This window comes from Methylobacterium sp. GXS13 (assembly GCF_001455965.1).
GTDB lineage: Bacteria > Pseudomonadota > Alphaproteobacteria > Rhizobiales > Beijerinckiaceae > Methylobacterium.
This window is the reverse complement of record NZ_LKKO01000058.1, coordinates 25,623-44,170: the sequence shown is the minus strand read 5'-3', so window position 1 is coordinate 44,170 and position 18,548 is coordinate 25,623. Positions and strand designations below refer to the sequence as shown.

Annotated in this window: 20 protein-coding genes; 13 read left to right on the top strand and 7 right to left on the bottom strand. The window is 68.5% G+C overall.

Annotated features, from left to right (window positions below):
- Positions 1-64: 64 nt before the first annotated feature.
- A complete protein-coding gene (locus AO398_RS20085) occupies positions 65-367 on the top strand; it encodes a hypothetical protein (RefSeq protein ID WP_058193960.1) in 303 nt (100 codons plus the stop codon).
- Complete coding sequence (locus tag AO398_RS20080; protein ID WP_058193959.1) at positions 364-1,008, top strand: hypothetical protein; 645 nt, start codon at positions 364-366, stop codon at positions 1,006-1,008. Before AO398_RS20085 ends, AO398_RS20080 begins: the two co-directional genes overlap by 4 nt.
- 4 nt (positions 1,009-1,012) lie before the next feature.
- On the opposite strand, the gene AO398_RS20075 is transcribed toward AO398_RS20080, so the two are convergent.
- The gene (locus AO398_RS20075; protein ID WP_058193958.1) at positions 1,013-1,372 is read right to left on the bottom strand and encodes a helix-hairpin-helix domain-containing protein; all 360 of its coding nucleotides are present in this window, start codon (positions 1,370-1,372) and stop codon (positions 1,013-1,015) included.
- Between the two features lie 225 nt (positions 1,373-1,597).
- Here AO398_RS20075 and rpmF point away from each other — a divergent pair, with 225 nt between their 5' ends.
- Positions 1,598-1,786, top strand: coding sequence for a 50S ribosomal protein L32 (gene rpmF, locus AO398_RS20070; RefSeq protein WP_003601373.1), 189 nt, complete (start codon positions 1,598-1,600; stop codon positions 1,784-1,786).
- Between the two features lie 303 nt (positions 1,787-2,089).
- On the opposite strand, the gene AO398_RS20065 is transcribed toward rpmF, so the two are convergent.
- Complete coding sequence (locus tag AO398_RS20065) at positions 2,090-2,404, bottom strand: hypothetical protein (RefSeq protein WP_058193957.1); 315 nt, start codon at positions 2,402-2,404, stop codon at positions 2,090-2,092.
- A 121-nt stretch (positions 2,405-2,525) separates the two neighbouring features.
- A complete protein-coding gene (gene phaR / locus AO398_RS20060; protein ID WP_058193956.1) occupies positions 2,526-3,119 on the bottom strand; it encodes a polyhydroxyalkanoate synthesis repressor PhaR in 594 nt (197 codons plus the stop codon).
- 331 nt (positions 3,120-3,450) lie between these two features.
- On the opposite strand from phaR, the gene AO398_RS20055 reads away from it, so the two are divergent.
- The 4 genes from AO398_RS20055 (at position 3,451) to AO398_RS20040 (ending at position 6,744) form a co-directional block, all read left to right on the top strand.
- Positions 3,451-4,635 (top strand): acetyl-CoA C-acetyltransferase, encoded by a 1,185-nt coding sequence (locus tag AO398_RS20055; RefSeq protein WP_058193955.1) that lies wholly within the window; start codon positions 3,451-3,453, stop codon positions 4,633-4,635.
- 117 nt (positions 4,636-4,752) lie between these two features.
- Positions 4,753-5,481, top strand: a complete 729-nt coding sequence (gene phbB / locus AO398_RS20050; protein WP_058193954.1) for an acetoacetyl-CoA reductase — start codon at positions 4,753-4,755, stop codon at positions 5,479-5,481.
- Positions 5,482-5,993: 512 nt separating this feature from the next.
- A complete protein-coding gene (locus AO398_RS20045; RefSeq protein ID WP_244498829.1) occupies positions 5,994-6,482 on the top strand; it encodes a hypothetical protein in 489 nt (162 codons plus the stop codon).
- Between the two features lie 22 nt (positions 6,483-6,504).
- Positions 6,505-6,744, top strand: coding sequence for a hypothetical protein (locus tag AO398_RS20040; RefSeq protein ID WP_058193952.1), 240 nt, complete (start codon positions 6,505-6,507; stop codon positions 6,742-6,744).
- Between the two features lie 207 nt (positions 6,745-6,951).
- Here AO398_RS20040 and AO398_RS20035 read toward each other — a convergent pair whose 3' ends face one another.
- Positions 6,952-8,178, bottom strand: a complete 1,227-nt coding sequence (locus AO398_RS20035) for a glycerophosphodiester phosphodiesterase family protein (protein WP_058194107.1) — start codon at positions 8,176-8,178, stop codon at positions 6,952-6,954.
- Positions 8,179-8,275: 97 nt separating this feature from the next.
- Between AO398_RS20035 and AO398_RS20030 the strand changes: the two genes are divergently transcribed.
- Positions 8,276-9,190 carry an EamA family transporter gene (locus AO398_RS20030; protein WP_058193951.1) on the top strand — a complete coding sequence of 305 codons (915 nt, stop codon included), beginning with the start codon at positions 8,276-8,278 and terminating at the stop codon, positions 9,188-9,190.
- 189 nt (positions 9,191-9,379) lie between these two features.
- Here the strand turns inward: AO398_RS20030 and mtaB are convergent, their stop codons facing one another.
- Together mtaB and dapF are read right to left on the bottom strand one after the other, a co-directional pair.
- Positions 9,380-10,606: a tRNA (N(6)-L-threonylcarbamoyladenosine(37)-C(2))-methylthiotransferase MtaB gene (mtaB, locus tag AO398_RS20025; protein WP_058193950.1), complete on the bottom strand. Its 1,227-nt coding sequence runs from the start codon at positions 10,604-10,606 to the stop codon at positions 9,380-9,382.
- The gene (gene dapF, locus AO398_RS20020) at positions 10,606-11,493 is read right to left on the bottom strand and encodes a diaminopimelate epimerase (RefSeq protein ID WP_058193949.1); all 888 of its coding nucleotides are present in this window, start codon (positions 11,491-11,493) and stop codon (positions 10,606-10,608) included. Before dapF ends, mtaB begins: the two co-directional genes overlap by 1 nt.
- Positions 11,494-11,691: 198 nt before the next feature.
- On the opposite strand from dapF, the gene AO398_RS20015 reads away from it, so the two are divergent.
- From AO398_RS20015 to tam, 5 genes are all read left to right on the top strand, one after another.
- Positions 11,692-12,435, top strand: coding sequence for a GyrI-like domain-containing protein (locus AO398_RS20015; protein ID WP_058193948.1), 744 nt, complete (start codon positions 11,692-11,694; stop codon positions 12,433-12,435).
- Between the two features lie 96 nt (positions 12,436-12,531).
- Complete coding sequence (locus tag AO398_RS20010; RefSeq protein WP_058193947.1) at positions 12,532-13,293, top strand: Fe-S cluster assembly protein HesB; 762 nt, start codon at positions 12,532-12,534, stop codon at positions 13,291-13,293.
- A gap of 93 nt (positions 13,294-13,386) precedes the next feature.
- Positions 13,387-14,451, top strand: a complete 1,065-nt coding sequence (gene trpS / locus AO398_RS20005; protein ID WP_058193946.1) for a tryptophan--tRNA ligase — start codon at positions 13,387-13,389, stop codon at positions 14,449-14,451.
- Positions 14,448-15,149, top strand: a complete 702-nt coding sequence (locus AO398_RS20000) for a haloacid dehalogenase type II (RefSeq protein WP_058193945.1) — start codon at positions 14,448-14,450, stop codon at positions 15,147-15,149. Before trpS ends, AO398_RS20000 begins: the two co-directional genes overlap by 4 nt.
- A 23-nt stretch (positions 15,150-15,172) precedes the next feature.
- A complete protein-coding gene (tam, locus tag AO398_RS19995; protein WP_058193944.1) occupies positions 15,173-15,955 on the top strand; it encodes a trans-aconitate 2-methyltransferase in 783 nt (260 codons plus the stop codon).
- A 284-nt stretch (positions 15,956-16,239) separates the two neighbouring features.
- Here tam and AO398_RS19990 read toward each other — a convergent pair whose 3' ends face one another.
- Positions 16,240-18,315: a methyl-accepting chemotaxis protein gene (locus AO398_RS19990; protein ID WP_058193943.1), complete on the bottom strand. Its 2,076-nt coding sequence runs from the start codon at positions 18,313-18,315 to the stop codon at positions 16,240-16,242.
- Positions 18,316-18,548: the final 233 nt, after the last annotated feature.

Sequence of the window (18,548 nt, the reverse complement as noted above, 5' to 3'; positions counted from 1 at the left end):
CAAGGCATGTTCCACGCGTGACGGGGTGACGCCGCCGCCGCGGGCGGCTAGAGTTTGCCGCCTCATGGAGCGCCTGCTGATCATCCTGGCCGTCCTGATCTGTGTCGTGGCCGGGGTCGCGGTCATCGCCATGGCCGCCCGCGGCCGGCGCGAGCCGCTGCGCATGGGCTCCGAACTCGACGTCGAGGACGAGCACCTTCTGATCGGCACCCTCGGCCCACAGCGGAGCCCGATCGACCGGCAGGCCGATGTGCTGGATCCGCGCCTGCTGGATGTGGAGTCGTTCGACCTGAATGCGATCCCAGCCCCCGCGCGGACGGTGCGGATCGCGCCGCCGCATCTGGAAGCGCCGGATTCCGGGCGATGAGGGCTGTGATCCTCGGCACGGCGCGCCTGATGCTCGCCCTCCTGGCCGCCCCGGCGGCGCTCGCGGCACCGGCTTCTCAACCGCCGGCTCAGGTTCCACCGGCTCCGGTCGCTCCGGCGCTAGCCGAGCCCGCTCCGGCGCCCGATCCCACCCCGGCCGCCGCTCCGCCGGCCGAGCAGCCCTGCGGGACCCGGGCGGCGCGCTACGAGGGCGGCAAGGGCTTCACCATGGTGGTCACCCGGGCCGGGCAGGTGAAGACGACGAATCCGCTCCGGCCGCTGACCCCGGAGGTGAACGAAGTTCTCCAGGTCGTGATCGCCGGCAAGGTCGCGACCGCGTACGGGCCCGATTTCACCAGCCTGCGGCGCGGCACGGCCCCGGCCACCATCGAGGCGATGCTGGGCGGGCCGATCCGTTGGGAGCCGTCCCTGCCGACGCTGGCGGACCCGATCGCCATCGTCACCGAGGAAGGCTCGACCCTGGCCCAGCTCACGTTCCGCGCCTGCCAGGATGCCCCGGCGGTCAAGGCGGCGCCGAAGCCCCAGGCCAAGAAGAAGGCTCCGGTCAAGCGCGCGGCCCCGAAGGCGGCCGAGAAGGCGCCCCCGGGCTTCTCCATGCCCCAGGGCGCGATCGCCGAGTAAGCCGCTACTTCTGCTTCGCGATGACCTTGTCCTTGATCCCGTCATAGACGCTCTGCGGGATGATCTTCTTGGACACGAGGTCATCCTTGCCGCGATAGGGGCGGCCCTTGATGATTGCGGCCGAGCGGGCGGCGCCGATGCCCGGCAGGGCGTCGAGCTCGGCGGCGCTGGCGCTGTTGAGGTCGATCAGGGCGCCCTTGGCGGCGTTGGGCGACCCGGCGACGGGGGCGCTCGGCGCCATCGGCTTGGCGGGGGCGGCCGGCGTTGCGGGGCTCGCGGTCTGCGGCGCCTGCGCCAGGGCGGGCACCGCCATCAGGCTCGAGAGCAGGGCGAGGAGGGCGAAGGTCTTTTTGGAGGAAGCCATGGCGGTTCTCCCGAGGGGGCGGCCCGCTCTGCGGTGCCGTCGGAGAGATCTGGGCTCCGCGACTTGAACCCGGGCTTAACGGTTGTGGTGCGGCGCCTCTAGCCAGCGGCGGGCGCCGACGCTATAAGCGCGCCCTCATCCGTATCCCGCGGTGTGCGAGGCGATCCTCGATCGAGGAGCCGCCCGCGCGCCGCTTTGCCCGCGGCGTCACGAAGGATTTCTGTCATGGCCGTTCCGAAGCGAAAGACCTCCCCCTCCCGCCGCGGCATGCGCCGCTCGGCCGACGCCCTCAAGGCGCCGACCTATGTCGAGGACAAGGACTCGGGCGAGCTGCGCCGTCCCCACCACATCGACCTGAAGACCGGCATGTATCGCGGCCGTCAGGTTCTGAAGGTCAAGTCGGCCGAGGCGTAAGCTTCGGACTCGGTTCGACCCTTCGTCGTTCCGACCTTCGCCCTCATCCTGAAGTATGAGCGAAGCGAGCCTCGAAGGAGCCCTCCAGAAGTCTCCGTGATTCCTGAAGGGCTCCTTCGAGGCTGCTGCGCAGCATCTCAGGATGAGGGGCGTGATTTAGATGTGCCGTCAGGCTTGCATCCCGCACACCGTCATTGCGAGCGCAGCGCAGCAACCTAGGGCCGGCGCGCGATCTCCGCGCGTGACGGTTCACTGGGTTGCTTCGCTGCGCTCGCAATCACGGCGCGAATAATCAAAGACACATCATGCGAGCCGGCGCGCGGTCTCCGCGTAGCGCGCGGCGGCGGCCCGGGTTCGCTCCAGCCGCGACGGCCTGAGGGTCGGGTCGCTGGCGATCAGCAATTGCGCGACGAAGCCCGCTGAGGCGCGGCCCCCCTCGAATCGATCCGTCGCCACGATCGACGCGTGCGCCTCACGCCGACCCCCATCCAGCACCACCAAAGCCCGGACCGGCGGGATCTCTTCGACCGACCCGACCGGGCCGGCAGCAGCGCCCGCCTGTCGCGCGGTCCTGCTCCAGCTTGCACCGGTCCGGCCGACTGTCCCGATCCGCGCCATTGCGACACCCTCCGCACGTTTCCGTGCCCGTGTTGCAAACGTGGGACCGCCGTTAAGGGTTCGTCAACTTATCGAAAACGCGTAGAGACGCCCGCCGTGATTGGTTTTGGCACAGCCAATGTCACTTTTTAGCGAGCGCCTCGAGCCGCTGCTGCATCTCCAGCATCTGCCGCTTGAGATCGTCGAGCTCGCCGCCGGCATAGGAAGCCGGCGCGGCCGGCGGGGCAGAGGGCTGCGTGCCCGCGGCGGGCGGCGTGAAGCCCGTGAACATCTTCATGGCGTCGCCGAAGAAGGTCATGTTGGTCCGCACCGATTGCTCGATCGCATTCTGGAACGCGGCCGGGCCGAAGCTGTGGGCGAATTTCTCGCGCAGGCCGTCCTGGTCCTTGGCGAAATTCGCCATCGAGAATTCCAGGAAGCTCGGCACCATGGTGCGCATGCTGTCGCCGTAGAAGCGGATCAGCTGGCGCAGGAACGCGACCGGCAGCAGGTTCTCGGCGCCCGCCTTGTTTTCCTGCTCGAAGATGATCTGCGTCAGCACCGAGCGGGTGATGTCGTCCCCCGCGCGCGCATCGTAGACGACGAAATCCTCGCCGTTCTGGACCATCGTGGCGAGGTCCTCCAGCGTCACGTAGGTCGACGTGCCCGTGTGATACAGGCGCCGATTGGCGTATTTCTTGATGACGGTCTGGGTGGCCTTGACGGTATCCGCCATCGGGAACGGCCTTTCTGGACTCTCGGGATTCTGGGGCGTTGCAGGCACGCGCGGCGCGGCCCGGCGGTGGTCGTCTTCGCGCCCGCAGCACGAACCTTAAAGCCTTCCACAGGCGCAGAAAACAGCAAACTGCACGTCTTCAACGCAGAATAATGCCGGGTGTCGACCCGTGCATGGGTCATTTCAGTCTCGCAGTCGCGTCATCGTGGGATTTTCACCGTCGAAGGTCGATCCTTGACTTCGCCGACCCCAGGCCCTTCATCCCATCACCGGCTTTAAGAGCGCGCCCGGACCGAGGAGGCGCGCCGGCTCGTGAGAGGAGAACGTTCACATGGCAGGCAGCGAAGAGATCGTCATCGTCGGGGCCGCACGCACGGCGGTCGGGTCGTTCGGCGGCGCCTTCGGGGCGGTGCCGGCCCACGACCTCGGCGCCACCGCGATCAAGGCCGCCCTTGAGCGCGCCAACGTGTCCCCCGATGACGTGGACGAGGTGATCTTCGGCCAGGTGCTCACCGCCGGCGCCGGCCAGAACCCCGCCCGCCAGGCCGCGATCAAGGCCGGCATCCCCGAGAAGGCCACCGCCTGGGGCCTCAACCAGGTCTGCGGCTCGGGCCTGCGCACGGTGGCCATCGGCATGCAGCAGATCGCCAATGGCGACGCCAAGGTGATCGTGGCCGGCGGCCAGGAATCGATGTCCCTTTCGCCCCACGCCCAGTACCTGCGCGGCGGCCAGAAGATGGGCGACATCAAGCTCGTCGACACGATGATCAAGGACGGGCTTTGGGACGCCTTCAACGGCTACCACATGGGCCAGACCGCCGAGAACGTGGCCCAGGCCTTCCAGCTCACCCGCGAGCAGCAGGACCAGTTCGCCACCCGCTCGCAGAACAAGGCCGAGGCCGCCCGCAAGGAAGGCCGGTTCAAGGACGAGATCGTGCCCGTCACGATCCCCGGCAAGAAGGGCGACACGGTCGTCGACACGGACGAGTACATCCGCGACGGCGCCACCATGGAGGCGATGGCCAAGCTGAAGCCGGCCTTCTCCAAGGAGGGCACGGTCACCGCCGCCAACGCGTCCGGCCTCAACGACGGCGCCGCGGCCCTCGTGCTGATGTCGGCCTCCGAGGCGGAGCGGCGCGGGCTCACGCCGCTGGCCAAGATCAAGTCCTGGGCGACGGCGGGCGTCGACCCGAAGGTGATGGGCACCGGACCGATCCCGGCCTCCCGCAAGGCCCTGGAGAAGGCCGGCTGGAAGCCCTCCGACCTCGACCTGATCGAGGCCAACGAGGCCTTCGCGGCTCAGGCGCTGGCGGTGAACAAGGATATGGGCTGGGATGACGCGAAGGTGAACGTCAACGGCGGCGCCATCGCCATCGGCCACCCGATCGGCGCCTCCGGCGCCCGTGTCCTCGTCACCCTGCTGCACGAAATGAAGCGGCGCGATGCCAAGAAGGGCCTCGCCACGCTGTGCATCGGCGGCGGCATGGGCGTCGCGATGTGCGTCGAGCGGCCGTGATCGTTTTGTAACGCCAGGTTCTCCACCAATATAGACTTGAGACGTAACTCAGAAAAAATCGCGTGCGGACGCCATCCGCACGCGGCATCAGGTGATGCGAAACAGGAGGAAACAACAATGGCTCAAGGACGCGTCGCACTCGTCACGGGCGGCACGCGCGGCATCGGCGCCGCGATCTCGAAGGGCTTGCAGGCCAAGGGCTACCGGGTCGCGGCCAATTACGCCGGCAACGATGAGGCGGCCCAGGCCTTCAAGAGCGAGACCGGGATCCCGGTCTTCAAGTTCGACGTCGGCGATTACGAGAGCTGCCAGGCCGGCATCGCGGCGGTCGAGGCCGAGCTCGGCCCGGTCGAGGTGCTGGTCAACAATGCCGGCATCACCCGCGACGGCGCCTTCCACAAGATGGATTTCGCCAAGTGGCAGGCGGTCATCAAGACCAACCTGGACTCGGTGTTCACCTGCACCCGGCCGGTGATCGAGGGCATGCGCAGCCGCGGCTTCGGCCGGATCATCATCATCTCGTCGATCAACGGCCAGAAGGGCCAGGCCGGCCAGACCAATTACTCGGCCGCCAAGGCCGGCGTGATCGGCTTCGCCAAGGCGCTGGCCCAGGAGAGCGCCTCCAAGGGCATCACGGTCAACGTGATCGCACCGGGCTACATCGCCACCGACATGGTGATGGCGGTCCCGGAGGACATCCGGAACAAGATCATCGCCACGATCCCGACCGGCCGCCTCGGCAAGTCGGAAGAGATCGCCCACGCGGTGGAATACCTGGCGAGCGACGAGGCGGGCTTCATCAACGGCTCGACGCTCACCGTGAACGGCGGCCAGCACTTCGTCTGATTTATTAAGGGTGTGATACGGCCCGGCTCCCCGCGGGGCGCCCGGCTCACCTCCAACGCCGCGCCGCCCTGCCGGGCCGTGCGGCGTTTTTTGTGACCGGCGCCGGACGCCGCTTCGATCGGGGGCGGGGAGCCTGTTGGACTGGTCTTGACCCAATCCTCCACCTCAGGATGCGGCTGAGGATTGGATGAGACCGGGATTGGTATTTTTGACCGAGGCCGTCGTTCCCCAAGCCGTCATTGCGCGCGCAGCGAAGAAACCCAGGGCAGCGCGCGATCCCAGACCGCTCCCCAAGGCTCGTCAAATCGCTGCACGCCATCCGGCCAATCCAAGGTTTCGGACGGCGAAGACTTCGCAGGCCGGGTAATCCTGACGAATCCTTTTCTCCTCCGCAGATTCATCGAGTCCGCGTGTGGATCTGTGCATTGCGGGTGCGGGTGCGCGAAATCGCACACGTGTTCCGACACACGAACAATTTGAGCGGACCGGGTTAGCTCTCGTTTCAGCCGGACGTGGTTGTTCGCGCCAGCAAAAACGAAGGCCCCGACACGATGAACACCGCATTCACCACGCGCCGGACCGGTGAAACTCTTTCCGCTAACCGGACCGTCAAGGCGCGTGGCGTCTCGATGCTCGCCAAGATCGGTCTCGCTGCAGCTTGCACGCTGGGGCTTGCCGCCTGCGTCACCCCGCAGGAGCGGCACGCGATGGATAACGGCCAGTGCTACGAATTCGGGTTCGAGCCCGGCACCGATGCCTTTGCCCAGTGCATGATGGACCTCCACCAGCAGCGCGCGCTGACCCAGGCCAACCGGGATCTTTACTGGCAGTCCCACTTCGCCGAGCAGACCCGCCGCCGCGAGGCCCAGCAGGATCTCTACAAGCAGGTGAGCCTGCAGCGCAGCGGCGACCCGCGTTTTCCCGTCTGCGGCGCCTCGTCCGAAGGCGGCCTGGACCGCCGGACCATGACCTGGTTCGGCCCGAACTGCCGCGCCCGCTGATCCGGCTCGCGAGGAATCCCCGATGTCCGATGTCATCACCCGCGGCCCGAAGAATCCGGGCCGGCTCATCTTCGTCACCACCGCCCTGGTCGGCATCGCGACCGGATTCGCAACCGGCGATTTCGGGTTGTTTGCCAAAGCTGTTGTCGGCTGCGGGCTGCTGCTCAGCCTCAGCTACGTGCTGATCCGGCGGTGGCTTGGTTGGACGCCGCTGACGTTCGACGACCTGTCCGCCGTCGTGCAGCTGCTGTCGCCGCTCTGACCCGGTTCTCTTCGCGGGCCATGCGAAGGGAGCCCCGAAAGACCGGCCCAATTCTTCGACGGTTGGCCGGTCACGCTCCCCATTGTCTTCGCCGAAATCACGCCCCCGAGGCCGCCATGACGCTCGCCCTGATCCTCGCCGCTATCCTCCTGGTCAACTTTCTGATGGCCGGCCTGTTCTCCCTGGTCGCCCTCTGGGCCGACTGAGCTACGGTGCGCCGACGCAATTGGCGTAGAAGGTGGTGGTCGCCGGCCAGTCCGAGAATACGCCGAGCACGCCGACCTGCCCGTGCAGCACATCCAGCAACCGCAGGATGTCGCCATCGCCGGTCACCACCGGTTTGATCGACTGGTAGTAGTATCCGCCGCCCTCTTTCAGCGGTCCCGACCGCTCCAGCGACCAGGCGATCAGGTCGAGCCCGGCCTTCTTCGCCTCCCGGGCATAGGTCGAGGGCTCGATAGTGCCCTCGGGGCCCGGCCGGACCAGCATCCACAGCGGCGGCGCCAGGATCTTCACGCCCTTGGCGGCGAGCTCCGCCATGCCGGGCTTCCAAATCTCGGGCTTCTCCGGGTCGAAGCCCTTGGTGGTCTCGTCCCGGTCGTCGAGATAGATCGCTTGGCGACCGAATTCCGGGTCCTTCTCCAGCCAGTAGAGGATATCCCGCAGCTGGAAGCTCTGCGGATAGACGTCGGAGGCCGGAATACCGGCCTGCTTGTACTCGTCGATGAGCTGCTGGGCGTATTGATCCTGGGTGTAGGTACCCTCGAACGGCATCGGGACCTGGGGCGCCTTCAGTTCGGGGGTGAACTTGCGGCCCATTCCCTTGACCAGGGCGATGTACTCCTTGTGGGACATCAGCGTGCCGGTGGAGGCGTAGAGGTCGGTGCGCCAGTGCGGCGTCGCGTTCATGTAGGCGGCGACATTGGTGGCATCCGGGTCGGCCGCATCCATCTTGCCGTTGAGCGACTTGAATTCCGCCAACGTCAGGTCGCTGGTACAACACTTGGCCGAGGCCTTGCGGCCGGTGGCCGGGTCGGCGGGCTCGAACCCTGTCGTGCATTTCGCCGCGAGGTTCGGCCGGGCCAGGATGTCGGTCGTCGTATGCAGGTCACACTGGCTGTGCCGGCAGACCAATTGGCGATCCTTCGTGAAGGCCACGTCGCACTCGATGATCCCGGCGCCCATCCGATAAGCGGCGAGCAGCCCCTCCCGGGTATGCTCCGGGAACATCAGCGGCGCCCCCCGGTGTGAGATCGAGAACGTTCTCGGCGTGTAGGGCCGGTCGATCCCGCAGGCGGCCAGGTGCTCCTTCAGCGGCCCGGGCTTCAATTGGTCGACCAGGTAGAAGGGCCGCGGACCGAGCTGCACGCCCTCTCCGGCCAACGCCGCCCCTCCCGCAAGCAGCAGCCCAAGGACGGCCAGGATCGCGCGCATCGACAGATCTCCCGATTTGAGCCGCCGGTAGGGCGCGGCGATGACAGGGTCGTGACCCCTCTCGCCGACTCGACCGCCGGCATGATAGCGGCGATCCATGAGCCGGACAGTTACATCTTCCAGCCGAGCCACCACCCGCTCGGCAGCCACCCTGGCGGGGTTCGCCGCGATCCTGCTGTGGTCGCTGCTGGCCTTGTTCACCGCGGCCTCCGGGACGGTGCCACCGTTCCAGCTCGCCGCGATGACGTTCCTGGTCGGCGGCCTGTGCGGCTGCCTCACCTGGATAGCTCGGCCGGCCCGGGCTCGGGCCCTGCTCCAGCCCTGGCCGGTCTGGCTGCTCGGCGTCGGCGGGCTGTTCGGCTATCACGCCCTCTATTTCAGCGCCCTGCGGTTGGCCCCACCGGCCGAGGCGGGGCTGATCAACTATCTCTGGCCGCTGCTGATCGTCCTGTTCTCCTCCCGGCTGCCGGGCTCGGGCGGGCTGCGCGCGGGCCACGTCGCGGGTGCGGCGCTGGGGTTGGCCGGCGTGGCCGCCTTGTTCGCCGGCAGGGGCAACCTCGATTTTGCCGCCGGCGCGCTGCCCGGCTACGCCGCCTCCCTGGCGGCGGCCTTCGTGTGGGCCGGCTACTCGGTGTTGTCGGCTCGGGTCGGTCAGGTGCCGACCGATGCGGTCGCCGGGTTCTGCCTCATCACGGCGGCCCTGAATCTGGCCTGTCACCTGGCCTTCGAGACGACGGTCTGGCCCGCGGATGCCACGCAATGGGGCGCCGTTCTACTCCTCGGGATCGGGCCGGTGGGCGCCGCGTTCTATCTCTGGGATATCGGCTGCAAGCGTGGCGACGTCCGCCTGCTCGGGGTCGCCGCCTATGCGGCGCCGGTTTTGTCGACGCTGATCCTGGTGGCGAGCGGCTATGCCAGCGCGAGCCCGGCGCTCGCGCTGGCCTGCCTGCTCATCGTAGCCGGCGCGCTGACGGCCGTGTGGGCCTCCCGGGCGGAGCCGAAGCCGGTCTGATACGGCTTCCAAACCAAGGCTTTGGTCAGCGGCGCCCCTGCGGCGGCAGAGCCGACCCCGGCTCGTCTCAGGGTGTCGAAGGCGGGACCGTGTGCGGTCTCAGCTGCGTCAATCGAACGGACGTTCTGGCTCGCCCAGTTCGCGCCGTAGGAGAGGGGCTGGACCGGGACGCGTCAGGCGATGGGCGACTCAAGCCGCGATCAGCCGCGTGCCATCGTGCCCCGCGATCGAGACCGCGTGAAACGTCCCTGCCGCGACCTCTCCGGTCAGCCGCACGGGCGTGAAATCCGCGCTCCGGCCGGTGCCGCCGCGCTCGGCCAGAACCGTCAGCCTGCGCCCGACCTGAGCGTCGAGATGCCGGCGCAACGCGTCCGCGCCGGCTTCGCGCAGGCGGGCGGCGCGGTCGCGGATCGCATCGGCCGCCACAGGGGGTATGCGGGCGGCCGGCGTCCCGGGGCGGGGGGAATAGGGGAAGACGTGCAGATGCGTCAGCCCGCACTCGGCCACGAGGTCGAGGGAGCGGGTGAACTGCGCCTCGGTCTCCGTGGGGAAGCCCGCGATGAGGTCCGCGCCGAACACCACCTCGGGGCGCAAGGCGCGTACCGTCTCGCAGAAGCGGATCGCATCGGCGCGGCTGTGCCGGCGCTTCATCCGCTTCAGGATCAGGTCGTCGCCGGCCTGGAGGGACAGGTGCAGGTGCGGCATCAGCCGCTCCTCCTCGGCGAGCGCCGCGAGCAGCGCGTCGTCCGCCTCCACCGAGTCGATCGAGGAGACGCGCAGGCGCGCCAGCTCCGGCACGCCCCGGAGGATCGCCCGCACCAGGCCCCCGAGGGCGAGTGGCGGTCCGGGCAGATCGCGGCCATAGGCCGTGAGGTCGACACCGGTGAGGACGACCTCGCGGCCGCCATGGGCCACGATGGTCTCGACCTGCGCGATGACGTCGGCCACCGGCATTGAGCGCGAGGTGCCGCGGCCAAACGGGATGATGCAGAAGGTGCAGCGATGGTCGCAGCCGTTCTGCACCGGCACGAAGGCCCGCGTATGGCCGGTGACGGCGTCGATCCGCGTCGGCGCGATGGTTCGGGCCGTCATCACGGCGCCCGGGCCGGTGCCGGAGGGCGACCAGCCCGTGGAACTGAGCTTCTCGGCATTGCCGACGAGGCGCGTCACCTCGGGCATGGCCGCGTAGGCTTCGGTCTCGACCTCAGCGCCACAGCCGGTAACGACGATCTCGGTTCCGGGCCGTTCCCGGGCGATCCGGCGGATCGCCTTGCGGGCCTGCCGGCCGGCTTCCTGAGTCACCGCGCAGGTGTTCACCACCACCCGGTCGCGCCCGTCCGCCGCCGCGTGGACCCGCAGGGCTTCCGATTCAACCGTGTTGAGCCGGCACCCGAAGGTGAGGGTCTCGACGCCCATCAGGCGACGCCGGCAAACAGCTCCGGCGCCAGGGTGCCCTCGGCGACGAGCGCGACCGGGCCGGTCATCAGGACGTGGTCGTCGGCGCGCCATTCCACGAACAACTCGCCCCCGGGGAGGCGGACATTGGCCTGCCGGCCGATCATCCGCAGGCGCGAGGCCGCCACGACGGTGGCGCAGGCAGCCGTGCCACAGGCGAGCGTCAGCCCGGCGCCGCGCTCCCAGACCCGCAACGTGATCGCCTCGCGTTCGGTCACCTGGGCGATGGAGATGTTAGCCCGCTCGGGGAAGAGCGGGTGGTTCTCCAGCATCGGCCCGATCCGGGCAAGGTCGAAGGAGGCGGGATCCCGGTCCACGAAGAACACCGCGTGTGGGTTGCCCATGTTCACGACGGCTGGCGAGTGCAGGATCGGATCGTCGATCGGGCCGATCTGCAGTTCGATCCGCCGCGTGTCGGGAAAGGGCTCGGACAGGGGGATCTCGTCCCAGGCGAGCTTTGGACGGCCCATATCCACCGTGAAGGCGCGCTCCGAGATCCGGCGCACGCCAACCCGCCCGGTTGCGGTTTCCAGGACCAGCCTTCCGCCCTCGGCGGGGCGGGCCATGGCGGGGTCGTCGAGCATCGCGTAGGCGACGCAGCGGGTGCCGTTGCCGCAAGCGCCGGATTCCGAGCCGTCGGTGTTGTAGATCCGCATGAACGCGTCGGTGCCCGCGCTCACGGGATCGTGCAGCACCATCAGCTGGTCGAAGCGCGAGCCGGGATCCTGCGCGATCGCCCGGGCCTCCTCGGGCCGGACCTTGGCGGTCGAGCCCCGCAGGTCCAGCACCACGATCGCGTTGCCGGCGCCGTGCATCTTCAGGAAGCGTCTATGGGCGAGTGCGCTCATGCGGCCAGAAGCTTTGAGGGGATCGAGCGGCTATATGGCAAACCCGCTCGCCCGACGCGAGGGGGGCCGTCAGCGTGGCAGATGCGCCGCACCCGCGGCTCTCGTGGTGCGCGCCCTCGCAGGCCGACGGGATCGCCATTAGGTTAGCCGGCGGGAGCCCACGCGACGATCCGCCGGGACCCGACCGGAGCGCCACCCGTGATCCGCCTTCGTGCCCTCGTCGCCTTCTCGACCGCGCTGATCCTCGCCGCCGGCGGCCCACTGGCCGCGCAGCAGCAGCCCGCGCCGCCGCCCTCCACCGCGCCGGCGCCCGCCCAGACCAGCCCGCTGCCGACCACCACGGCGCCCAACCCGGTTGCCGACCCGACCAAGAGCGCGGCTCCGGCGCCCCAGCAAGCTATTGCGCCGCCCCCGGCAGGCCAGGCGGCGGTGGGCACGCCCGGGCGTCCGACCCTCATCGAAAAGCCGGGCGAGCCCGGCGACGTCGACGAGGTCACCCTGCCGGCCAAGCCCGCCGCGATCGTCTCGGGCAAGACCAAGTGGGAGGAGGCCATCGTCAACCTGACCCAGGCTTTCACGCGGATCGAGGCGGATCTCGCCAAGCTCGGCATCGCCCCCGCGGGTCGGCCGCTGGCGGTCTTCACCCGCACCGACGATGACGGTTTCGAGTTCGAGGCGATGATCCCGGTGGCCGCCGCCCCGAACCCGGCGCCTACCGAGACAGACGGGCTGCGCTTCGGGACGACCCCCTCCGGCAAGGCCCTTCGCTTCCCCCACCGGGGCTCCTACGAATCGATCGACAGCACCTACGAGACGCTGACGGCCTATCTCGACGCCAAGGACATCGTCGTCCAGGACCGCTTCGTGGAGGAATACGCCACCGACTTGAAGGACGGCACCGACGACAATCTCGACGTGAATATTTTTGCGCTGGTGAAGTAATCACCGGCCAAGCCTGTACCGTTCAGGCCGAGGGGACAGATCGCCGCTGTATTCGGCGACCTGGAACAGTGGCGGCGGCTCGCGGATTCATCGAGCATGCCGACCTCCCTATTTCCAATCACCTCCACGCCGCCATCGCGCCGCCGGACCGCCTCGCTACCGGGCGATCCGGCGGTTGCCGACAAGGCGCTGGCCATCCATGCTCGGCTCTGCCCGGTCTATGGCTGCCCAATCCCGTACTTTCATAGTCTCGATCCGCTGAGCGAGCTGGTCTCGTCGCTGCTCTCGCACCGGACCCGCAACGCCGAGTCCGGCCGGGCCTTCAAGGCTCTGCGCGCCCGCTTCCCAGATTGGGAGGCGGTGATCGACGCGGAGGTGCCGGAGATCGAGGCGGCGATCGCCGGGGTGACCTGGCCGGAACTCAAGGCGCCACGGATCCGCGAGGTTCTGGTCGCCGTGCGGGAACGGTGCGGCAGCCTCGACCTCGCCTTCCTGGGCGACATGGATGTCGCGGCGGCCCGTGCGTGGCTGGAGGCGATCCCCGGGATCGGCCCCAAAACCAGCGCGGCGGTGCTGTCGTTCTCGACCCTGCGGATGCCGGCCCTGCCGGTTGACAGCCATCACCACCGGGTTGCCCAGCGCCTCGGCCTGATCGGGCCCCGGGTCGATGTCGGGCCCTCGCACGCGATCCTGCGGGCGCAGCTTCCCGCCGACTGGAGCGCGCAGGATCTCTACGACAATCACGAGATCCTGATGCTGCATGGCCAGCAGGTCTGCCATCATCGCCGCCCGGCCTGCGGGCGCTGCGTCCTGGTCGATCTCTGCCCGAGCGCAGCCGTCGGTGCGCGGGAGCCGTGACGGCATCCTTGACCGGTCCGGGCCGCGGGTGCGAGTAACCCCGCGCCCGGCAGGCGCGGAGCCCCGGCGTCTTCGTTTTCAGGATCGGCGCCGATGGCCGCGTTCACCGAATTGGTCTTCTCGGGCGTCCAGCCCACCGGCAACCTGCATCTGGGCAATTACCTTGGGGCGGTAAAACGCTTCGTGGAGATGCAGGCACGCGAGGCGCAGTGCCTGTACTGCGTGGTCGACATGCACGCGATCACCGTCTGGCAGGACCCGGAGGCCCTGCGCGGCCAGATCCGCGAAGTCACGGCAGCATTTCTGGCCGCCGGCATCGATCCGAAGCGCTCGATCGTGTTCAACCAGAGCCAGGTGCCTCAGCACGCCGAGCTCGCCTGGGTGTTCAACTGCGTCGCGCGGCTGGGCTGGCTGAACCGCATGACCCAGTTCAAGGAGAAGGCCGGCAAGGACCGGGAGAACGCCTCGATCGGGCTCTACGACTACCCGGTGCTGATGGCGGCCGACATCCTGGCCTACCGCGCCACCCATGTCCCCGTGGGCGAGGACCAGAAGCAGCATCTGGAGCTGACCCGGGACATCGCCCAGAAGTTCAACACCGACTTCTCGAAGTCGATCGCGGCCCATGGCCATGGCGAGGCGTTCTTTCCGATCACCGAGCCGCTGCGCGGCGGCCCGGCGGCCCGGGTCATGTCGCTGCGGGATGGATCGAAGAAGATGTCGAAGTCGGACCCATCCGACAACGCGCGCATCAACCTCACCGACGAGGCCGACACCATAGCCCAGAAGATCCGGCGGGCGAAGACTGATTCGGAGCCGCTCCCCTCCGAGATCGCGGGGCTCAAGGAGCGGCCGGAAGCCGACAACCTCGTGGGGATCTACGCGGCGCTCGCCGGCATCACCCGCGAGGCGGTACTGCGTGATTTCGGCGGGGCGCAATTCTCGACCTTCAAGCCGGCGCTGGCCGATCTCGCGGTGACCAATCTCGCGCCGATCGCTGGGGAGATGCGCCGGCTGACCGCCGATCCTGGTCATATCGATGCCGTGCTGGCCGACGGCGCCGGGCGGGCCGAGACGATCGCGGCCCAGACCCTCGACGCGGTGAAGGACATCGTCGGCTTCGTCCGCCGGAGCCCGAACCTTCAGGCGGTGCGGTGACGATCCGGGCGCTCGTCTTCGACGTCTTCGGGACGCTCGTCGACTGGCGCTCCGGGGTCGCTCGGGAGGCCGCGCGCCTGCTCGGCGCCTACGCGCCAGCCCTGGATGCCGGTGCCTTCGCGGATGCCTGGCGCGGCCGCTACAATCCCTCGATGGAAACCGTGCGCTCCGGCGCCCGGCCCTTCGTCGATCTCGACACGCTTCAGGCGGAATCCCTGCCCGACGTGCTGGCGCAGCTCGGCATCGCCGGTGTGCCCGAGGATGTGCGGCGGGAGTTGGTTCAGGCTTGGCACCGGCTCGACGCCTGGCCGGACGTGCCGGACGCGATGCGCCGGCTGCGGGAGCGGCACCTCCTGGCGCCGAACTCGAACGGCCATGTCCGGCTGATGGCCGACCTCGCCCGGCGCAACGGCCTGATCTTCGACGCGATCCTGGGCGCCGGCTATTCCCGCGACTATAAGCCGAAGCCCGCGCTCTACCGCGACGCGGTGGCGGCTTTCGGCTTCGCCCCCGCAGAAACCCTGATGGTGGCCGCCCATTCGAACGATCTCGTGGCGGCGGCGAGCCACGGCCTGTCCACCGCTCACATCGCTCGGCCCCACGAGCACGGGCCGGCTGGCGGCGAGACCGCGCCCAGCATCCCGGTGACCTACGCGGCCCGGGACCTGACGGACCTGGCCGACCAGCTGGGCTGCTGACCACAGAGCAGGAGGGGAGCACGATGACCGATTGGAACCCCGCCCTCTACACCCGCTTCGAGGACGAGCGCACCCGCCCGGCAGCCGAGCTCCTGGCGCGCGTGCCGCTCACAGAGCCACGCCTCGCCTACGATCTCGGCTGCGGCCCCGGCAATTCCACGGCCTTGATCGCGGCGCGCTTCCCGGAGGCGGAGGTAATCGGCCTCGACACCTCGCCGGCGATGCTGGAGAGCGCCCGAGCCCGGCTGCCCGACCTGACCTTCGCGCTGGCCGACGCCGCGACCTGGACACTGGAGCGGGCGCCGGACCTGATCTACGCCAACGCGGTGCTGCAATGGTTGCCGGACCATCCGGTGCTGCTGCCTCGGCTGTTCGATCTGCTGGCGCCGGGCGTCGTGCTGGCGATCCTGATGCCGGACAACCTCGCTGAGCCGTCGCACCGCCTGATGCGCGAGACCGCCGCGTCCGGGCCCTGGGCCGAGGCGATCGGCGATCCGGCGTTGGCCGGGCGCCTCGGACGCATGCTGGAACCGGCCCACTATTACGATTTGCTGGCGCCGCTCGCCGCCGACGTGGATGTCTGGCGCACCGCCTATCACCACCCGATGGCAGATGCCGCCGCCATCGTGGCCTGGGTCAGGGCAACCGGACTGCGTCCATTCCTCGATCTGCTGGACCCGGACCAGACAGGCAGCTTCCTCGCCGCCTATGAGGCTGCGATCGAATCGGGCTACCCGCGCCGCAGCGACGGACGGCGTCTGCTGTCCTTCCCGAGGGTGTTCATCGTCGCGCGCAAGGACGGGTAGGCCCGGGAGCCCGGCTTGATCGGGGCGCGCGCGGGGGCGTGCGGATCTTGGGGCGGGGATTGGTCTCATCCGCGGTGCGGGTGGACAGTCCAGTAAGGGGATCACGCGCGCCCTCTCTACCGAAGAGGGCTACCGCATCCATACATCGGCTTAAGAAGGTCGCGACGCGAGCCCTCTCCTGCACGGAAGAGGGGACACGCGCCTCACCCGGCCACGTACGACCGGCCGTGGTCCCTATGGGCGCGATGAAAAAGGCAAGAGCGCCGGCGAGAAAGCTTGGCCCCTCAGGCCACCCGCACAGTGCCGAGGAAGCGGTTCACCTCGGCGTTCAGCTGGTCGGATTGATGCGACAGCTCGGAGGCTGAGGTAAGGACCTGGCTCGCGGCCGCGCCGGTCATCTCGGCGGCGTCGGCGACCCGGGTGATGTTGGTCGTCACCTCGCCCGTTCCCGAGGCGGCCTGTGTTACGTTGCGGACGATCTCCTGGGTTGCAGCGCCCTGCTGCTCGACCGCGGCCGCGATCGTGGCGGCGACGCCGTTGATCTCGTCGATGCGCGCCGAGATCGTGCCGATCGCCGTCACCGCCTCGCCGGTCGAACCCTGGATGCGCGCGATCTGGCCGGCGATTGCTTCCGTCGCCTTGGCAGTCTGATTGGCCAGTTCCTTGACCTCGGCGGCAACGACGGCGAAGCCGCGACCGGCCTCCCCGGCCCGGGCCGCCTCGATCGTGGCGTTGAGCGCCAGCAGGTTCGTCTGGGCCGCGATATTCGTGATCAGCGTCACTACGTCCCCGATCGTCGTCACCGCCGTGCTCAGCTCCTGCACCAACTCCACCGTGTGCGAGGCCTCTGCGGCCGCGGCCTGAGCGAGCTGGGCCGAGCCGTGGACCTGCCGGCCGATCTCCTGGACCGACGTGCCCAGCTCCTCGGCCGCCGAGGCTGCGGCGCCGACATTCGACGCCGCCTCTTCGGCTGCGGCTGCGGCAGTGGTCGACTGCACGGCGGTATCGCTGGCCGTGCCGGATAGGCTCTGGGCCGTGGCCTGAAGCTCGTTCGCGGCGGCCGTGACCGTCTCGACGATGCCGCCCACCGCCCGTTCGAACTCACTCGCCAGCGTCGCCATTGCCTTCTTGCGCTCCGCCTCGGTGGCAGCCTGGGCGGCGGCCTTGTCGAGGGCGTCGGTGTCGGCTTGCCGGCGCAGCCCGTCCCGCAGCTTCAGGACCGCCTGCCCGACGATCCCGACCTCATCCGAGCGCCGGGCCTCGGGCACGCTCGCCTCATAATTACAGCCGGCCATATCGCCGATGGCCGCCCCGAGAGCGCGGATCGGCGTCCCGACCATCCTGTGCAGCACGCCAACCAGGACAGCGCAGCCGATCAGCACACACAGGAGCGAGATGCCGATGAGCATCGTCCGTGCCTGATCAGCGGCGGCCGTCAGCGTCCGGACAGGCACGGCGGCCACCACCGCCCAACGATCCTGAGTACCGCCGGCCTGTATCGGCTCCGACATGTAGCGCCACAGCGCGCCGTCCGGGCCTGCCGCATCGACCACGACATGGGATCCCGCGGCGATCGCCGCCTGCGCGGCATCGGCTGCGGAGGCATCGACGGTCCGGAGCGGTTTTCCGGCGGCCTCGCCGGTCCGATGGGCGACGCTGATCCCGCTCGCCGAAACCACGGCCAGGTAGCCGGTGCCGAACGGCTTCACCACATTCAACGCGGCGTTGAGGGAGCCGAGGTCCAGGTCGATGCCGGCCGTCCCCCGATACGTCCCATCCACCGTGATCGGTGCGCCGAACGACATGATCGTCAGCTTTTGGCCGGCTACGGGATAGATATAGGGCTCGATGGCAACCGGGCGGTTGAGCCGCTTCGGCAGCAGGTAGTAGGCACCATCCGTCTCAGTATCGTATCCGGTGAGCACCTCTCGCTTGATCTCACCCGTGCCACGATTCCAGTAGGGCAGGAAGCGACCTGTCGCGTCCGATGAAGCCGTGCCGGCAAAGTCCTTGTCGCGACCATCGAGCGCGTCCGGCTCCCAGCCGGTCCAGGTGGCGAGAAGATGGGGATTGGCGCGCAGCAAATCGTGGACAACGGCATCGTAGGCCGCGCGATCCTGGATCCCACTCGCCCGCAGGGCCGCGGTCGCGACCGCGAGGCTTTCTGCCGTCTCGGCCGCCGCGGCCAGTTGCGCGCGAACCTCGCGCGCCTCGTTCGACAGGGTCTCGGACTGGATCTTGGCCGTCTGTTCTTCAAACGCGGCATCAATGCGTTGGGTCAGAAACGCCGTTCCGCCGGCGAAGACGAATGCCAGCGAAAGACTGCCGGCGACCGCGGCTTTCAGTGGAAGCGATGCCATTGACCAACATTTTCTAAGTGCGAACGCGAATCGTTCTATCGCACGAACATAACCTGCCAGTTAATCATCATTTGCGTCTTTAATGCGCTTTCAGTACTGAAGATATATCGCCGTAAAATTGCCGACTGAGAAAATAACAAAATATTTTAATCCTAAATAGGTAATTATCACGACGTGAACGCGTCAAATCGCCAATTCAATAATGTTTTCATCGGCCCTCATGTTGACCATGA

What these genes read in the sequence shown, in the direction of transcription:
- phaR (WP_058193956.1), bottom strand. Translation starts at nt 3,119, where the DNA reads ATGGCGGATACCGTCAAGGCCACCCAGACCGTCATCAAGAAATACGCC.
- AO398_RS20035 (WP_058194107.1), bottom strand. Translation starts at nt 8,178, where the DNA reads ATGCGCGCGATCCTGGCCGTCCTTGGGCTGCTGCTTGCGGGAGGGGCG.
- AO398_RS20030 (WP_058193951.1), top strand. Translation starts at nt 8,276, where the DNA reads ATGAGCCGGACAGTTACATCTTCCAGCCGAGCCACCACCCGCTCGGCA.
- tam (WP_058193944.1), top strand. Translation starts at nt 15,173, where the DNA reads ATGACCGATTGGAACCCCGCCCTCTACACCCGCTTCGAGGACGAGCGC.
- rpmF (WP_003601373.1), top strand. Translation starts at nt 1,598, where the DNA reads ATGGCCGTTCCGAAGCGAAAGACCTCCCCCTCCCGCCGCGGCATGCGC.
- mtaB (WP_058193950.1), bottom strand. Translation starts at nt 10,606, where the DNA reads ATGGGCGTCGAGACCCTCACCTTCGGGTGCCGGCTCAACACGGTTGAA.
- phbB (WP_058193954.1), top strand. Translation starts at nt 4,753, where the DNA reads ATGGCTCAAGGACGCGTCGCACTCGTCACGGGCGGCACGCGCGGCATC.
- AO398_RS20075 (WP_058193958.1), bottom strand. Translation starts at nt 1,372, where the DNA reads ATGGCTTCCTCCAAAAAGACCTTCGCCCTCCTCGCCCTGCTCTCGAGC.
- dapF (WP_058193949.1), bottom strand. Translation starts at nt 11,493, where the DNA reads ATGAGCGCACTCGCCCATAGACGCTTCCTGAAGATGCACGGCGCCGGC.
- AO398_RS20040 (WP_058193952.1), top strand. Translation starts at nt 6,505, where the DNA reads ATGTCCGATGTCATCACCCGCGGCCCGAAGAATCCGGGCCGGCTCATC.
- AO398_RS19990 (WP_058193943.1), bottom strand. Translation starts at nt 18,315, where the DNA reads ATGGCATCGCTTCCACTGAAAGCCGCGGTCGCCGGCAGTCTTTCGCTG.
- AO398_RS20085 (WP_058193960.1), top strand. Translation starts at nt 65, where the DNA reads ATGGAGCGCCTGCTGATCATCCTGGCCGTCCTGATCTGTGTCGTGGCC.
- AO398_RS20055 (WP_058193955.1), top strand. Translation starts at nt 3,451, where the DNA reads ATGGCAGGCAGCGAAGAGATCGTCATCGTCGGGGCCGCACGCACGGCG.
- AO398_RS20065 (WP_058193957.1), bottom strand. Translation starts at nt 2,404, where the DNA reads ATGGCGCGGATCGGGACAGTCGGCCGGACCGGTGCAAGCTGGAGCAGG.
- AO398_RS20080 (WP_058193959.1), top strand. Translation starts at nt 364, where the DNA reads ATGAGGGCTGTGATCCTCGGCACGGCGCGCCTGATGCTCGCCCTCCTG.
- trpS (WP_058193946.1), top strand. Translation starts at nt 13,387, where the DNA reads ATGGCCGCGTTCACCGAATTGGTCTTCTCGGGCGTCCAGCCCACCGGC.
- AO398_RS20010 (WP_058193947.1), top strand. Translation starts at nt 12,532, where the DNA reads ATGCCGACCTCCCTATTTCCAATCACCTCCACGCCGCCATCGCGCCGC.